This window comes from Brachybacterium avium, from assembly GCF_002216795.1.
Taxonomy (GTDB): Bacteria; Actinomycetota; Actinomycetes; order Actinomycetales; family Dermabacteraceae; genus Brachybacterium; species Brachybacterium avium.
This window is the reverse complement of sequence record NZ_CP022316.1, coordinates 1989796-2003572: the sequence shown is the minus strand read 5'-3', so window position 1 is coordinate 2003572 and position 13777 is coordinate 1989796. Positions and strand designations below refer to the sequence as shown.

Here is a 13777-nt window from a genome sequence, read left to right as displayed (position 1 = left end):
CGGCGGTGCCTGGTCCGGAGCCGGGCCGCCGCGATGTCCGGGCAGGCGTCCGGGCTCAGCTCCAGTCCGCGGTGCGGTCCCTCAGCGCGCGGTAGGCCCCCAGGACCTCGGGCGTCGGCTCAGCGTCGACGGTGCGGGAGCCGCTGATGCTCCAGGCCGGCGGCTCCGGTGTCCCGGCGAGCGCCCAGGCGGCCTGACGGGCGGCGCCGAGCGCCACGTACTCCCCTCTGGGGCGATGGTCACCTCACGGCCGAAGATCGCGGGTGCCAGCTGCTGGACGGCCTGGCTGCGCGCGGCGCCGCCGATCAGGGTGATGCGGGCCGCGGCGGTACCGGTGCGGTCCTCGAGTGCGGCGATGCCGTCGGCCAGGGAGCACAGCAGGCCCTCGACATAGGCGCGGGCAACGTCCTCCCGGGTGGTGGAGGTGCTCATCCCGGTGAGGGTGGCGCGGGCGTCCGGGCGGTTCGGGGTGCGCTCGCCGTCGAAGTAGGGCAGCAGGGTCACCCCGTGCGCGCCGGGCACGCTCGCGAGCGCCAGCTGCGCCATCTCCTCGTGGGAGACCCCGAGCAGGGCCCGGCCGACCTCCAGGATCCGGGCGGCGTTGATCGTCGTGGTCATCGGCAGGAAGCGCCCGGTCGCGTCGGCGAAGCCGGTGACCGCGCCGGTGGAGTCGTTCGGGCGGGTGGGACTGACCATCGCGCACACCCCGGAGGTGCCGATCGAGACGGAGACGTCGCCCTCGCTCAGGGACAGGCCGAGCGCGGCACCCATGTTGTCACCGGTGCCGGCCGCGATCGCGGCGCCGCTCGAGGTGCGAGCCATGACCTCCTGCGGGCTGCCGGGCAGGCGGGGCAGCTCGAGCGAGCGGCCCAGCGCGAGCTCGACCAGTTCGGGCTTCCACTCCTCGCTCGCCGTGGAGTAGTAGGCGGTGCCGGAGGCGTCGCCGCGATCGGTGAAGGCAGTGGTGCCCTGCTCGGCCAGGTGGAGGGAGACAAAGTCGTGGGGCAGCAGCACGCGCGCGGCCCGCTGCGCGTTCTCGGGCTCGTGGTCCCGCACCCAGCGCAGCTTGGAGGCGGTGAAGGAGGCGACCATCAGGCTGCCGATCTCGGCGACGCTCGCCTCGGGCCCGCCCATCTCCTCGATCAGCGTCTCGGCCTGCGGGGCGGAGCGGGTGTCGTTCCACAGCAGGGCGTCGCGCACCACCTCACCCTGCGCATCCAGCAGCACCATGCCGTGCTGCTGGCCGCCGACGGCCACGGCCTCGGCCCGCTCCAGCAGCGGGCCGGCCGCCTCGTCGACCGCGGCGAGCCAGGCCCGGGGATCGACCTCGGTGCCGTCGGGGTGGGCGGCGCGGCGCTCCTGGAGGACCTCACCGGAGGCCGCATCGACGAGGAGGGCCTTGGTGGCCTGGGTGGAGGAGTCGATACCGAGCACCGTGGTGGTCATCAGGGGGTCCTTTGCAGGTCGGAGGGTCGAGCAGGTCACCGTATCCAGTCACCGTATGCAGTGGCGTCGAGTGAGCCGCTCTGCCGCATCCGCTGGCGCCGAGTGAACCACTCTGCCGCATCCACTGGCGCCCTGCCAGCACACGACCCGCCTAGACGGGACGCATGCTGACTCAGCGCCAGTGGATGCAATCCGCCACCACGGGAATCAGGCGGCGCGGTCGGGTCGGCGCGGTCAGGGCCCGCGCCGCCCCGTGGCTCAGGCGCGGAAGCCGAGCAGGTGCTGCATGGCCAGCTGCTGCAGGCGCACGAAGCCGAAGTTGCGCTCGCCGGCCTTGTCCGCGTCGAAGTCCTCGAAGGTGGAGCGGTCCGCGAGCAGGTCCTCGAGCGACTCGCCCTCGGCGAGGGTCGGCTCAGCGAGCTCCTCGATGCCGGAGTACTTCAGCGCCTCCTGGACCTCGGCGTCCTGACGGAACGCCAGGGCGCGCTCCTTGAGCATCAGGTACATCTCCATGTTCGCCGCGGCGGAGTCGTACTGGCCCTTCTCATGCTCGGTGCGCGAGGGCTTGAAGTCGAAGTGACGGGCACCCTCGTAGGCGCCGGGCTTCGAGGGGAAGCCATTCTCGAGCAGGTCGACGGTGAAGAAGGCGCTGATCAGATCGCCGTGACCGAACACCAGGTCCTGGTCGTACATCGGGCCGTGCTGGCCGTTGAGGTCGATGTGGAAGAGCTTCTCGCTCCACAGCGCCTGGGCGAGGCCGTGGGTGTAGTTCAGCGTCGCCATCTGCTCGTGGCCGGTCTCGGGGTTGATGCCCACGATGTCGCCGTGCTCGAGCTGCTCGATGAAGGCCAGCGCATGGCCCACGGTGGGCAGGAAGATGTTGCCGCGGGGCTCGTTCGGCTTCGGCTCGAGGCCGATGCGCAGGTCGTAGCCCTTGTCCTTGATGTACCCGGCCACGGTGTCCAGGCCTTCGCGGTAGCGCTCCAGCGCGGCGAAGAGGTCCTTGGAGCCGTCGTACTCGGAGCCCTCACGGCCGCCCCACATCACGAAGGTGCTCGCGCCGAGCTCGGCGGCGAGGTCCACGTTCGCGAGCACCTTGCGCAGTCCGAAGCGGCGCACATCGCGGTCGTTGGAGGTGAACGCGCCGTCCTTGAAGACGGGATGGGCGAAGGTGTCGGTGGTGACCATCTCGATCACGAGCCCGGTCTCGTCGGTGACGGACTTCAGCTGGTCGATGATCTTCTGGCGCTCCGCGGGGGTCGCGTCGAAGGGGATCACGTCGTTGTCGTGGAAGGTGAAGCCCCAGGCGCCGAGCTCGGAGAGCTTGCGGATGTGGGTGCTCAGCTCGAGCGGCGGGCGGGTCGCGGCGCCGAACTGGTCCTGGGCCTGCCAGCCCGTGGTCCACAGGCCGAAGGAGAACTTGTCGTCACGGGTGGGAGTGGGGGCGGTCATCGGAGTGCTCCTTCATCGTCGATCGGCATCTGCCGCTGTTAGTAAGGTACCGTAACTAACGGCGGTATGCCAAGCTTCTCGCGGGGCGGGGGTCTGAGCGTCAGCACCGCCCGCCCGAGCGCAAGGAAGCCGAGGAAGAGGTCCGGATGCAGTCCACACATCTGCGCGAGCACAACCTGTCCGCGATCCTCGTCGCCCTGGCCGCGGCCTCCGCGACCTCCACCCCCACCTCTCGCGCCAGGCTCGCCAAGCTCACCCGGCTCACCAAACCCACGGTCTCCAAGCTGATCGAGGAACTGGTGGACGCCGACCTCGTCGAGGAGGGCTCCCCCCTGTCCACCGGCGCCGGTCGGCCGATGGTGCCGCTGAGCCCTGCTCGCGGAACCCTGCTCGCGATCGGCCTGGAGATCGCGGCCGACCATGTCGCCTGCCTCGGGATCGACCTGGCGGGCCGGGTGCTCGGTCACCGCATCGAGTACCTGAAAGTCACCGCGGCCTCCGCCGAGGAAGCGATCGACCTCGCCGCCGAGCTGGTCGGCGAGGTGCGCGCCGAGGCGGGCGACCCGCCGGTGGTCGAGGTGGTCGTCGCGGTCCCCGGCCGCATCGCCCCGGACGACGGCCGGGTGCTCTCGGCCCGAACCTGGACTGGACCGAGGTGCCGCTGGTCGGCCGACTGCTCGACCACCCGGAGCTCACGGGGCTGACGGTGCGGGCCCAGAACGACAACCGCCTGTCGGTCCTCACCGAGATCGACCAGCGGCCGGGCGAGTCCTTCATCTATCTGCGCGGTTCGACCGGCATCGGTGGCGCGGTCGTGATCGACGGGGCGCTGATGACCGGCGCCCACGGCTGGGCCGGGGAGTTCGGGCACACCGTCATCGAGCCCGGAGGCGCCCTGTGCCGCTGCGGCCGTCGCGGCTGCCTCGAGGCCTACGTCTCCTACCACGCACTGCGCGAGCGCGCCGGACTCGGCGACGACACCCTCATCGAGGACCTGGTCGACGCGCTCGCCCTGACCCGGGACCGCTCCGAGGTGATCGGCCTGATCGGACGCTCGCTCGGGCTCGCGATCGCCAACGCCCTGAACATCCTGGACCTGACCACCGTGGTCCTGTCCGGATACCTGGCCCCGATCGCGGAGGAGCTGGAGCCCGTGGTCCGCGAGACCGTCGAGCGTCACGCCTTGGCGATCGAGGCCGGGCCCGTGCTCATCGAGAGGTCCGACGGCCTCACCGACCCGGCCCTGCGCGGTGCGGCGCGGGCGGCGCTGCAGTCGGTGTTCAACGATCCGGGGGCATGGATCGGGCGGGGGCTGTCGATTCCCGCTCGATGAGCTGGGTCTCCAGCTTGAAGGGGTGGGAGAAGAGTCCGGGGTCGGAGGACAGCGCGAGCAGCCGTTCGATCGCGACCTGCCCCATCGAGAACAGCGGCTGCCGCACGGCGGTGAGCTGCGGGTGGGTCCACTGGGCGATCATCGTGTCGTCGAAGCTGACCACGCTGAGCTCGTCGGGCACCTCGACTCCGAGCTGGCGAGCCGCGCGCAGGGCCCCCACCGCCAAGGTGTCGGCGATGGCGAAGATCGCCGTCGGCGGCTCGGGCAGCTGCAGCAGCCGCTCGGCGCCGCGCTGACCGTCCTCGTAGGAGAAGCTGCCGTGCTCGATCAGGTCCCGCTCCCACTGGACGCCGACCGAACCGAGCGCGGAGTGGTAGCCCTGGAGCCGCTGGCGCGCCGGGACCGAGTCCTCCGGACCCGCCAGCACGCCGATCCGGCGATGCCCGAGGTCCAGCAGGTGTTGGACGGCGGTACCGCCGCCCTCCCAGTTGGTGGCCGAGATGGTGACAACCCCCTCGACGTCAGGATCGATGGACACCGGATCGATAGCGATCAGCGGAAGCGAGAGATCCCTGCTCCAGCGGGCATGCCGGGCTCCGATCGGCGTGGTCACCAGGATGACGCCCTCAACCCCCCGGGAGGCGACCTCGACCATCCAGGCCCGCGAGAGGCCGGCGGGGGTCTGGTCCCCACTGACCACGATCAGATCCACGTCCGCTCGGTGCGCGGCCTGCTCCGCACCCTCAAGCACCTGCAGGGAGTAGGGGCTGGTGAGGGTATCGAAATGGATCAACGCCGAGCGCCGGCGAGCGGCCTCCCGTCGTTTGGGCTGATAACCGAGATCGCGGGCGGCCTGAGCGACGGTCTCGCGCGTCGACTGTCGCACGTCGGCACGTCCGTTCATCACCTTCGAGGCGGTCGCCAGGGAGACCCCCGCCTTCTCCGCCACCGCCTTCAGCGTGACGCGCTCGCTGCGCGCATCGCTGTGCGCCATGACCTCACCCCTCCCTGCCTCCGAGGCCCGCCCCCGGAGTCTCCACCACGGACACTACCCGGCTCGAGCAGGCCTTGACCGGCACCTCTGCCGCCTCTAACCTAAATCATAGCGCAACTTTCAGTTGTGTTTTATGTCATTTTCGCACACCGGGCTCTCAGATCCTCTGCCCCGGCACTCACCGTGGAGGCTCCTGCATGGCGCTGTTCGACATGTCCCTCGAAGCGCTGCGGGAGTACCGCCCGCAGCTCACGGAGCCCGACGACCTCACGTCGTTCTGGGCCGAGACTCTTGGTCGCTCCCGGGCCGTCTCCACCCCGATCCTCTCGCTCGAGCAAGTGGACAACGGCTTGATGCTGGTCGACACCTGGGACGTGAGCTTCGCAGGCCACGACGGCGCCCCCGTGCGCGCTTGGTACAACCGGCCTGCCGGCGCCAAGCCTGACCTCCCGGTGATCGTCGAGTACCTGGGGTACGGCGGTGGCCGCGGGGAGCCGCTCGAACGCCTGGCCTGGGCGGCCGCCGGCTACGGGCACCTGCTGATGGACTCGCGCGGCCAGGGCTCGGCCTGGGGAGCGGGCGGCCACACCGTCGATCCCGTCGGCTCCGGTCCGGCGGTGCCGGGCGTGATGACCCGGGGCATCGAGTCGCCCCACACCTCTTACCTCACGCGCCTGCTCACCGATGCGGTACGGGCCGTGGACGCCGCCCGAGCTCTCCCCGGGTCCGATGGCCGTGTGGCGGTCACCGGCAACAGCCAGGGCGGTGGGCTCGCGCTCAGTGCCGCGGGCCTGGTGCCCGACGTCGACGCCCTGCTCACGAACGTCCCGTTCCTCACCCACATGCGCCGCGCCATCGACATCACCGATGCCGACCCGTACCAGGAGATCGTGCGCTACCTCTCGGTGCACCGGGACCGCGAAGAGCAGACCTTCGCCACGTTGGCCTATGTCGACGCCCTGCACCTGGGGCGGCGTGCGACCGCTCCAGCGATGTTCTCGGTGGCCTTGAGGGACATGATCTGCCCACCGTCGACAGTGTTCGCGGCGTACAACCTCTACGGCGGCGCGACCGGCACTGACCCGGAGCGGGAGATCGTCATCTACCCGTACAACAACCACGAGGGCGGCGGCCCCACCCAGCAGCGTCGCCAGCTCGAGTGGCTGCGTGAGCACATGTGAGCGCTGCCCCCGCTGATCATGGCACCGCCGCCGCCCTCACCGATCTGGCCTGGCTCGGCGAGCACGCCGCAGCTCGCCTGCCGCGCGAGATCCAGCTCCGTGCGGGTGGTCCTCTCGCGACCACGGTCGACGGAGAGATCGCCCGGCTGCGCGCACTGGCTGCCGGTGCCGAGGGCTCGTTGCGCCTGTGGGATCCGGGTGCTGCGGCGCAGGAGACCGCAGCGATGGACGGTCCGCCCTCGCCGCTGCTCGAGGAGCTCGTCGCCGCCGGCGAGGAGGCGTATGCACTGCGGGCCGACGGCGACCGCCTCACCGTCATCGGAGCGGGCCGTGGCCTGTTGCACGGGTTCTATGCGGTCGTCCTGGGGCAGGCTCCGACGGCTCACGGAGTCTGGGCCTTGCGCGCCCCTGCGCAGGCCATACGGATGGTGGACCACTGGGACAACCTGACCGTCCATCCCGTGATGGGGCAGGTCGAGCGCGGCTATGCCGGCGGATCGCTGTTCTACGAGGACGGAGAGCTGCGTGCGGATCTGACCCGGGTGGAGCACTACGCGAGACTGCTGGCCTCCATCGGCATCAACCGGGTCGCGATCAACAACGTCAACGTCCACAGGCGCGAGGCGACGCTGCTGACTACGCGCCTGGACCAGGTGGCTCGCCTCGCGGAGATCTTTCGCGCCCAGGGCATCTCCGTGCTCCTCGCCGTCTCCTTCGCCTCGCCGATCCTGCTGGGAGACCTGGAGACCTCTGATCCGTGGGACGCCTCGGTGCAGGATTGGTGGCGCGCCACGGCCGAGACGATCTACGCGCGGATCCCCGACTTCGGCGGCTTCGTCGTCAAGGCGGACTCCGAGGGCCAGCCCGGACCATTCGCCTACGGCAGAGATCATGCCGACGGAGCGAACCTGCTGGCCCGTGCCCTGTCCCCGCACGGCGGGGAGGTGTTCTGGCGAGCGTTCGTCTACGACCACCGTCAGGACTGGCGCGACCGCCGGACCGACCGCGCCCGCGCCGCCCACGACCACTTCGCGCCGCTTGACGGCAGCTTCGACGAGAACGTGATCGTGCAGGTCAAGCACGGACCGATGGACTTCCAGGTCCGCGAGGCCGTCTCCCCGTGATCGGGGTAATGCCCCGCACCCGCCTCGCTGTCGAACTGCAGGTCACTCAGGAGTACACCGGGCAGCAGAAGCACCTGTGCTATCTCGCGCCCTGGTGGAGCGAGAACCTGCGCTTCCGCTTCGGTGATCCCGACTCCGACGATCCCGCGACCGCACCGACGGTCGCACAGCTCGTCGCGGGAACGGCCGCGCGACCGGGAGGGGTCGTCGCGGTCTCCAACGTCGGCTCCGACGAGTTCTGGACCGGCCATCCGCTCGCGCAGGCGAACCTGTTCGCCCTGGGCCGGCTGGCCTGGGACGCGGACCTCTCCCCGGACCAGATCCTGGATGAGTGGATCAGGGCCACTTTCGGGAGCGATCCACTGGTCAACGAGGTCCTGCACGAGCTGCTGGACGAATCGTGGCTGCTGTACGAGAGCTACACCGCACCGCTAGGGCGGGTTTCATGGTGCGGCCCGGCCACCACTACGGGCCCGACGTCGATGGCTACGAGTACACCCCCTGGGGCACCTATCACTTCGCGGACCGGGACGGCATCGGCGTGGATCGCACCGTCGCGACCGGGACAGGCTTCGCGGGGCTGTATCCGGAACCGTGGGCCTCGCTCTACGAGTCGGTGCAGACCTGCCCCGACGAGCTGCTGCTGTTCTTCCACCACGTGCCGTACACGCACCGCCTGCACAGCGGGAAGACCGTCATCCAGCACATCTACGACTCGCGGGCAGACGGCTATGACCGTGTGCTCTCACTTCGTCCACGCTGGCAGGAGCTGGAGGAGAAGCTTCCTGCGACCCTGCACGCACGGGTCACAGCACTGCTGCGGGAGCAGGAGCGCTCCGCCGAGGAATGGCGAGATCAGCTGCGCACCTACTTCTTCCGCGCCTCCGGGATCCCCGACGAGACGGGACGCCCGATCTTCTGACCGGGGACAGAGCAGGGCGGGGACGGTGCCGCGGCGCCGCCCCGCCCTGCTGAGTCTTTCGGAGCGCCCGTCAGCTCCGCAGCGCCGGGTGCCCTGCCCGGCCGCTCGCCTCGGCGAGCGCATCCTGGATCGCATCGTAGGCTGGCTTGCGGGAGAAGTCGTCCCACAGCACGGTCGCCGCGCCTTCGCCGGGGAAGGTGCCCGGCACCCACGAGTACTTGTCGAGCACGCCCCACAGGGTCAGTGACTCGCAACCCTCGACGGACAGCGCCGCCTCGGTCACGCGACGGTAGTAATCCGCCTGCTGCTCGAGCTGCTCCGGCGTCGGTTCGTCGCCCTCGGGCAGATCCATGCGCACGTCGAGCTCGGTGATGGCCGTCTGCAGACCCAGATCGGCGAAGCGCTGGAGGTTCTCGGGGATATCCCCGGGGAATCCGTAGCGGATCGACAAGTGCCCCTGGGTCGAGAAGCCGTGGACCGGCACCCCGTCGGCGAGCAGGTCCTTGACGAGCGCGTGGTAGGCGTCGGACTTGGGGTTGATGCCGTCGACGTTGTAGTCGTTGAAGAACAGCAGCGCCTCCGGATCGGCCTCATGCGCCCAGCGGAAGCAGTCCGCGATGATCCCCGTCCCCAACTCGCGCAGCCAGATGTTCCCGGAGGTTCGCAGCGCGGCGTCGTCGTCGAAGATCTCGTTGACCACGTCCCACTGCTGCATGTGGCCCGCGTAGCGACCGACCACCGTGGCGATGTGCTCCTTCAGGATCTCCCGCAGCTGCTCGGGCGTGTACTCGCCCTCCTCCAGCCAGGCCGGGTTCTGGTTGTGCCACATCAGGGTGTGGCCGCGCATCACCTGCCCGTTGGCCTCGGCGAAGTCCATGATCGCGTCGGCGTCGCTGAAGTCGTAGGTGTCCGGTGCGGGACGCAGATGATCCCACTTCATCTGGTTCTCGGCCGAGAGCGAGGTGAACTCCTTCGCGAGCACCTCGCGGTAGGGATCGTCCCCGGTGAACGGATCCGGGTAGGGCTGGGAGAGGTGGTGCCCGCCGCCGGCGACGGCGCAGCCGATCTTCAGAGTGCTCCCCGCCGCGAAGGCGAGGGTGTCCTTCTTCGCGAGGCCCGGAGGCGTGGTGCTCCCGTTACCCGGTGGAGACTTCGGTCCCCTGCCAGAACCGCCGGGGGCAGCGGCGGCGGGGCCGGCGGCGGCCAGCGTGGTGGCGACCGCTCCGGCGGTGAGGATCTCGCGGCGTCTCATAGTGGCTCCTTCGACGTCATCGTCTGGTCCTGCGTGGATGGACTGCGACTGCTCGTGCGAGCGCCCCGTGGCCATGGAGACCGACGGGGCGCTGGGGCTCAGCCCTTGACGGAGCCGAGCATGATCCCCGAGACGAAGTACCGCTGCACGAACGGGTACACGCAGAGGATGGGGATCAGGATCAGGATCATCGTCACCGACTGGATGTTGGCGTTGATGTCGTCGACGCTGCCTCCGGAGGCCGCGGCCCCCTCCGACGCCGCGGTGGAGGCGCCGGCTATGAGGTTCCTCAGGAACAGGGTCACCGGGAACAGGTCGGTCTGGTCCAGGTAGAGGAACGCCGCGAACCAGTCGTTCCAGTACTGCACCGAGTAGAAGAGCACCATCGTGGCGATGACCGCCTTGGACAGCGGCAGCACGATGCGGAAGAAGATCCCGAACCAGGACAGGCCGTCGATGTGCGCCGCCTCCTCCAGATCGGCGGGCAGGTTCTCGAAGAACGCCTTCATCACCAGGAGGTTGAAGACTGACAGCGCCGGCGGGAGGATCACCGCCCACATGGTGTTCTTCATGCCCAGCGAAGAGATCAGGACGTAGTTGGGGACGATGCCGCCGTTGAAGAACATCGTGAACACGGCGATGCCGACGAGCAGGCCGCGCCCCTTCAGGTGCTTCTTGGACAGCACGAAGGCATAGGTCGTGGTCAGCACCATCGCGATCGTCGTGCCGATCACCGTGTAGACCACGGTGTTGCCATAGCTGCGCCAGAAGCTGTTGTTGTTGGCGACCGCTCGATATGTGTCGAGGTTGAAGCCGACCGGGAAGAGGCTGACCTTCCCCGCGTTGATCGCTCCCGCAGAGCTGAACGATTGGGCGAGCAGCATGATGAACGGGTAGAGCATCACCGCGCACATGAGCACCAGCAGCACCATGTTGACGACGGTGAAGACCTTGTACGAGGTGGAGTCCTTGATGCGGGACGTCCGGGCCTTGACGGGCGCTGCGCGCGGCGCGTCCGGGGCCATTGCTTCGATCACCACAGGCTGGTCCCCACCAATCGCTTCGAGATGTAATTGGCCGTCATCACCATCGCGAATCCGATGATCGCCTGGAAGAGGCCGATGGCTGCCGCATAGCTGAGGTTGTTGGACACCAGGCCCACCCGGTAGAGATACGTCGAGATCACGTCACCGGTCGAATAGGTCATGGGGTTGTACAGCAGGAGCACCTTCTCGAACCCGACGTTGAGGAAGTTGCCGATGTTGAGGATCAGCAGCGTGACCATCGTCGGCCGGATCCCCGGGATCGTCACGTGCCAGGTCTGCTTCCAGCGGTTGGCCCCATCGATGCGGGCCGCCTCGTAGAGGGAGTCGTCCACTGCGGTCAGCGCGGCGAGGTACAGGATGGTGCCCCACCCGACGGTCTGCCAGGCTTCGGAGGCCACATAGATGAAGCGGAACCATTCAGGCTTCTGCAGGAATGACACGGCGTCCCCGCCGAAGGCCTCGGTGATCTGATTGACCGTCCCCTGCAGCGAGAGCAGCTGGTAGACCATGCCCACCACGATCACGACCGAGAGGAAGTGCGGCAGGTAGCTGATCGACTGGACGATCTTCTTGAAGTGCGTCCTCCGGACCTCGTTGAGCATCAGAGCCAGGACGATCGGCAGCGGGAAGCAGACCACGAGGGTCATGCCGCCGATGATCGCCGTGTTCATGAAGACGTTCCAGAACGCGGGGTCGTTGATGAACATGTCGACGTAGAGGGTTCCTACCCACTCGTCGCCGAAGATGCTCCCGCCCGGCCGGAACCGACGGAACGCGATCACGTTGCCGAGCATCGGCAGGTACCGGAAGATCGCGAGGAAGACCAGCGGAGCGATCGCGAAGGTGTACAGCGGCCAGTCGCGTCGCAGCGCTCGTCTCCAGCTACCCCGTCGGGGCTTCGGTGGCGGGTGCGATGGCGCTGAGCGCTGCGCCGCAGCCTCCCGGGTCTGTGCAAGGGTCATGGGATCACCGGTTCCGTCAGCCGCTCCGCCGAGCTCAGCCGTTCGCCTCGTCGAAGCGCTGGCGAGCGGTGTTCAGCAGCTCGAGATAGCGCGGCAGGCCCGCGGCCTCCAGTTCTCCCAGGAACGTGTCCCACTCGCTCATGTCACGCTCGCCCATGATGAATTGCAGCGTGGCGGTGTCCACCGAGTCCTTGATCGGGGTCGCCAGCAGCGAGGCCTGCTCCAGCTCGGTCTCATCCATCGGAGTGGGCGGGAACGGGTCGCGAGGGGTGCGTGTGGACAGCACGTCGTCGATGTACTCGACGAACTCCGGAGTGCTGTAGGACTCCTTGAGGGCCCGCGACTCAGTGGACTCGGCCGGGAAGGTGGAGTAGCCCAGGTCGACCTTGATATCGGTCTCGCCGTCGGGGTTGATCGCGTAGTCGTCCAGCGAGAAGTCGTCCTTCAACTCGATGGTGTCCCCGGACTTGGTGTAGTTCACGTCCTTCTCACCCCAGCGCAGCATCTCGCGCGCCTCCGGGTTGAAGTAGAGCCAATCCACGAACTGCAGCGTGGCCAGGAAATTCTCGGACTGGGTGACCTGCGAGTTGAGCATGAATCCGTGCCAGAAATTGCGTGGCTCGACCTTGTCGCCGGCCGGTCCGGCGGGCGGTGGAATGAGCGTGACCGCGTAGTTTCCCTCCCCCACGGTCTCATCGAGGGCCTGGGCGAATTCGATCGCGGTGCCGGAGGAGCCGGACGCGGCGAAGCAGGTCTCAGCGGCGAACTTCTCACCGACCGATGCCGCACCGCTGCCGTCGTTCGATGCGGTGAGGGATTCCTGATCGAGCAGACCATCCGCCACCAGGTCGCGGAAGAGTTCGACCATCTGCTTGTACCCCTCCATGCTCGGGGCATAGACGAGCTCGCCGCCGTCGTCGATGGCGCCGTCGCCGAAGCCCCAGCCGGCCTTCGTCCCGAAAGCGTGGGCTGCATAGTTGAGCATGGACTGGGCCTCGAAGCCATCCGCCAGCGGCACTGCGTCGGGGTACTTCTCCTTGATGAGCTTGAGCCCTTCATGGAGTTCCTCCCAGGTGTTCGGGACCGCTCCGGTGAGCTCCTCGAAGACGTCCTTGCGGACGACGAGGCTGAACACGGGCACGGAGACCTCCTGCAGGCCCGGCATCATGTAGTACTTGCCGTCAGCCTGCTTGAGGTTGTTGATCATCTCGCCGAGGTCCCACTCCTCGACGTACTTCTGGAAGTTCGGCATCTGATCCGCATAGTCGCTCAGCGGGACCACAGCACCGGAGGAGACGAAGGGGGAGTCTTCGCCGGTGTAGACCAGCGGCACCAGCGTCGGGGCGTCTCCGGCGCTGATGAGGAGGCTCCTCTTCTCGGTGGCGTCGGAGAAGGGGATGTGGGTCAGCGTGATCTCGACGTTGGTGAGCTCCTTGATGTGCTCGAAGATCCGCCAGGAGTCCTCGACAGGCACCTCGGGCCAGTCGGTCCACAGCATGCTGACCGTGAAGGGCTCGCTCGCCGTGAACTGGGTGTCCGCCGCGTAGCCCTCCATCGCGCCGACGTTCTGCGAACCGAGGTCGACCTCCTCTTCGGCGCCGGAGCCGCAGGAGGACAGGGCCACGGTGGCGAAGGCCGCGGCGGAGAGGCCGACGAAGCTGCGTCGGGTAGGAGCGAAGGGGAAGGGGCGGGGCGTGGTCATGGCCGTCTCCTCATCAATGTCAGAGCCGGACCGAATGGTGCGGCGAAGGGCGAATCGAACGCGGTGCTGCGGATACCTCGCGGACTCGGGTGCGCTCACGACCCCGTGATCACGTCCCGACCGAACCGGCCGGACGGGCCTCTCGTGCGCCACCCCTGCCGGCGACCATGCCGCGGGAGTTGCCGAGATTTTCGTCAAGCTTTCGGTGTGAACTCAACGTAGCCGCGGATGTGACATTGGTCAAGAAGTTCCCGAAAACTTCCCGATCGCATGCGGGCATCCGCGAAAGCAGCCATGGGCTGGTTGAACAACCTCGACCCTGCCTGATTTCGTACCCAATATCACGAGGCCAGAAGGTAACAT

General features: G+C 68.2%; 9 protein-coding genes and 2 pseudogenes. 4 read left to right on the top strand and 7 right to left on the bottom strand.

Annotated elements, in window-relative coordinates; all coding sequences use genetic code 11:
- Positions 1-55 precede the first annotated feature (55 nt).
- Together xylB and xylA are read right to left on the bottom strand one after the other, a co-directional pair.
- Positions 56-1446: pseudogene (gene xylB / locus CFK39_RS09045) on the bottom strand (xylulokinase).
- 258 nt (positions 1447-1704) lie between these two features.
- Positions 1705-2898 carry a xylose isomerase gene (gene xylA / locus CFK39_RS09040; RefSeq protein ID WP_089065186.1) on the bottom strand — a complete coding sequence of 398 codons (1194 nt, stop codon included), beginning with the start codon at positions 2896-2898 and terminating at the stop codon, positions 1705-1707.
- Between the two features lie 146 nt (positions 2899-3044).
- Between xylA and CFK39_RS16840 the strand changes: the two genes are divergently transcribed.
- Together CFK39_RS16840 and CFK39_RS16835 are read left to right on the top strand one after the other, a co-directional pair.
- A complete protein-coding gene (locus CFK39_RS16840) occupies positions 3045-3602 on the top strand; it encodes a hypothetical protein (RefSeq protein ID WP_245822397.1) in 558 nt (185 codons plus the stop codon).
- Positions 3554-4231 (top strand): ROK family protein, encoded by a 678-nt coding sequence (locus tag CFK39_RS16835; RefSeq protein ID WP_245822395.1) that lies wholly within the window; start codon positions 3554-3556, stop codon positions 4229-4231. The genes CFK39_RS16840 and CFK39_RS16835 overlap by 49 nt, the downstream gene beginning before the upstream one ends.
- Here the strand turns inward: CFK39_RS16835 and CFK39_RS09030 are convergent.
- A complete protein-coding gene (locus CFK39_RS09030) occupies positions 4179-5225 on the bottom strand; it encodes a LacI family DNA-binding transcriptional regulator (RefSeq protein ID WP_089065185.1) in 1047 nt (348 codons plus the stop codon). The two genes, CFK39_RS16835 and CFK39_RS09030, sit on opposite strands and share 53 nt — an antisense overlap.
- 197 nt (positions 5226-5422) lie before the next feature.
- Here CFK39_RS09030 and CFK39_RS09025 point away from each other — a divergent pair, with 197 nt between their 5' ends.
- Both CFK39_RS09025 and CFK39_RS17485 read left to right on the top strand, forming a co-directional pair.
- A complete protein-coding gene (locus CFK39_RS09025; protein ID WP_089065184.1) occupies positions 5423-6406 on the top strand; it encodes an acetylxylan esterase in 984 nt (327 codons plus the stop codon).
- Between the two features lie 224 nt (positions 6407-6630).
- Positions 6631-8452, top strand: a pseudogene (locus CFK39_RS17485) (alpha-glucuronidase).
- 70 nt (positions 8453-8522) lie between these two features.
- Here the strand turns inward: CFK39_RS17485 and CFK39_RS09015 are convergent.
- From CFK39_RS09015 to CFK39_RS09000, 4 genes are all read right to left on the bottom strand, one after another.
- A complete protein-coding gene (locus CFK39_RS09015; RefSeq protein ID WP_089065183.1) occupies positions 8523-9704 on the bottom strand; it encodes an endo-1,4-beta-xylanase in 1182 nt (393 codons plus the stop codon).
- A 98-nt stretch (positions 9705-9802) separates the two neighbouring features.
- On the bottom strand, positions 9803-10729 hold the full coding sequence (locus CFK39_RS09010; RefSeq protein ID WP_089065182.1) for a carbohydrate ABC transporter permease: 927 nt from the start codon (positions 10727-10729) through the stop codon (positions 9803-9805).
- Positions 10730-10737: 8 nt separating this feature from the next.
- Positions 10738-11712 (bottom strand): ABC transporter permease, encoded by a 975-nt coding sequence (locus tag CFK39_RS09005; protein ID WP_089065181.1) that lies wholly within the window; start codon positions 11710-11712, stop codon positions 10738-10740.
- Positions 11713-11746: 34 nt separating this feature from the next.
- Positions 11747-13414 (bottom strand): ABC transporter substrate-binding protein, encoded by a 1668-nt coding sequence (locus tag CFK39_RS09000; RefSeq protein ID WP_089065180.1) that lies wholly within the window; start codon positions 13412-13414, stop codon positions 11747-11749.
- Between the last annotated feature and the right edge of the window lie 363 nt (positions 13415-13777).

Coding starts and splice junctions, on each gene's coding strand:
- xylA (WP_089065186.1), bottom strand. CDS start 2,898: ATGACCGCCCCCACTCCCACCCGTGACGACAAGTTCTCCTTCGGCCTG.
- CFK39_RS16840 (WP_245822397.1), top strand. CDS start 3,045: ATGCAGTCCACACATCTGCGCGAGCACAACCTGTCCGCGATCCTCGTC.
- CFK39_RS09030 (WP_089065185.1), bottom strand. CDS start 5,225: ATGGCGCACAGCGATGCGCGCAGCGAGCGCGTCACGCTGAAGGCGGTG.
- CFK39_RS09025 (WP_089065184.1), top strand. CDS start 5,423: ATGGCGCTGTTCGACATGTCCCTCGAAGCGCTGCGGGAGTACCGCCCG.
- CFK39_RS09015 (WP_089065183.1), bottom strand. CDS start 9,704: ATGAGACGCCGCGAGATCCTCACCGCCGGAGCGGTCGCCACCACGCTG.
- CFK39_RS09010 (WP_089065182.1), bottom strand. CDS start 10,729: ATGGCCCCGGACGCGCCGCGCGCAGCGCCCGTCAAGGCCCGGACGTCC.
- CFK39_RS09005 (WP_089065181.1), bottom strand. CDS start 11,712: ATGACCCTTGCACAGACCCGGGAGGCTGCGGCGCAGCGCTCAGCGCCA.
- CFK39_RS09000 (WP_089065180.1), bottom strand. CDS start 13,414: ATGACCACGCCCCGCCCCTTCCCCTTCGCTCCTACCCGACGCAGCTTC.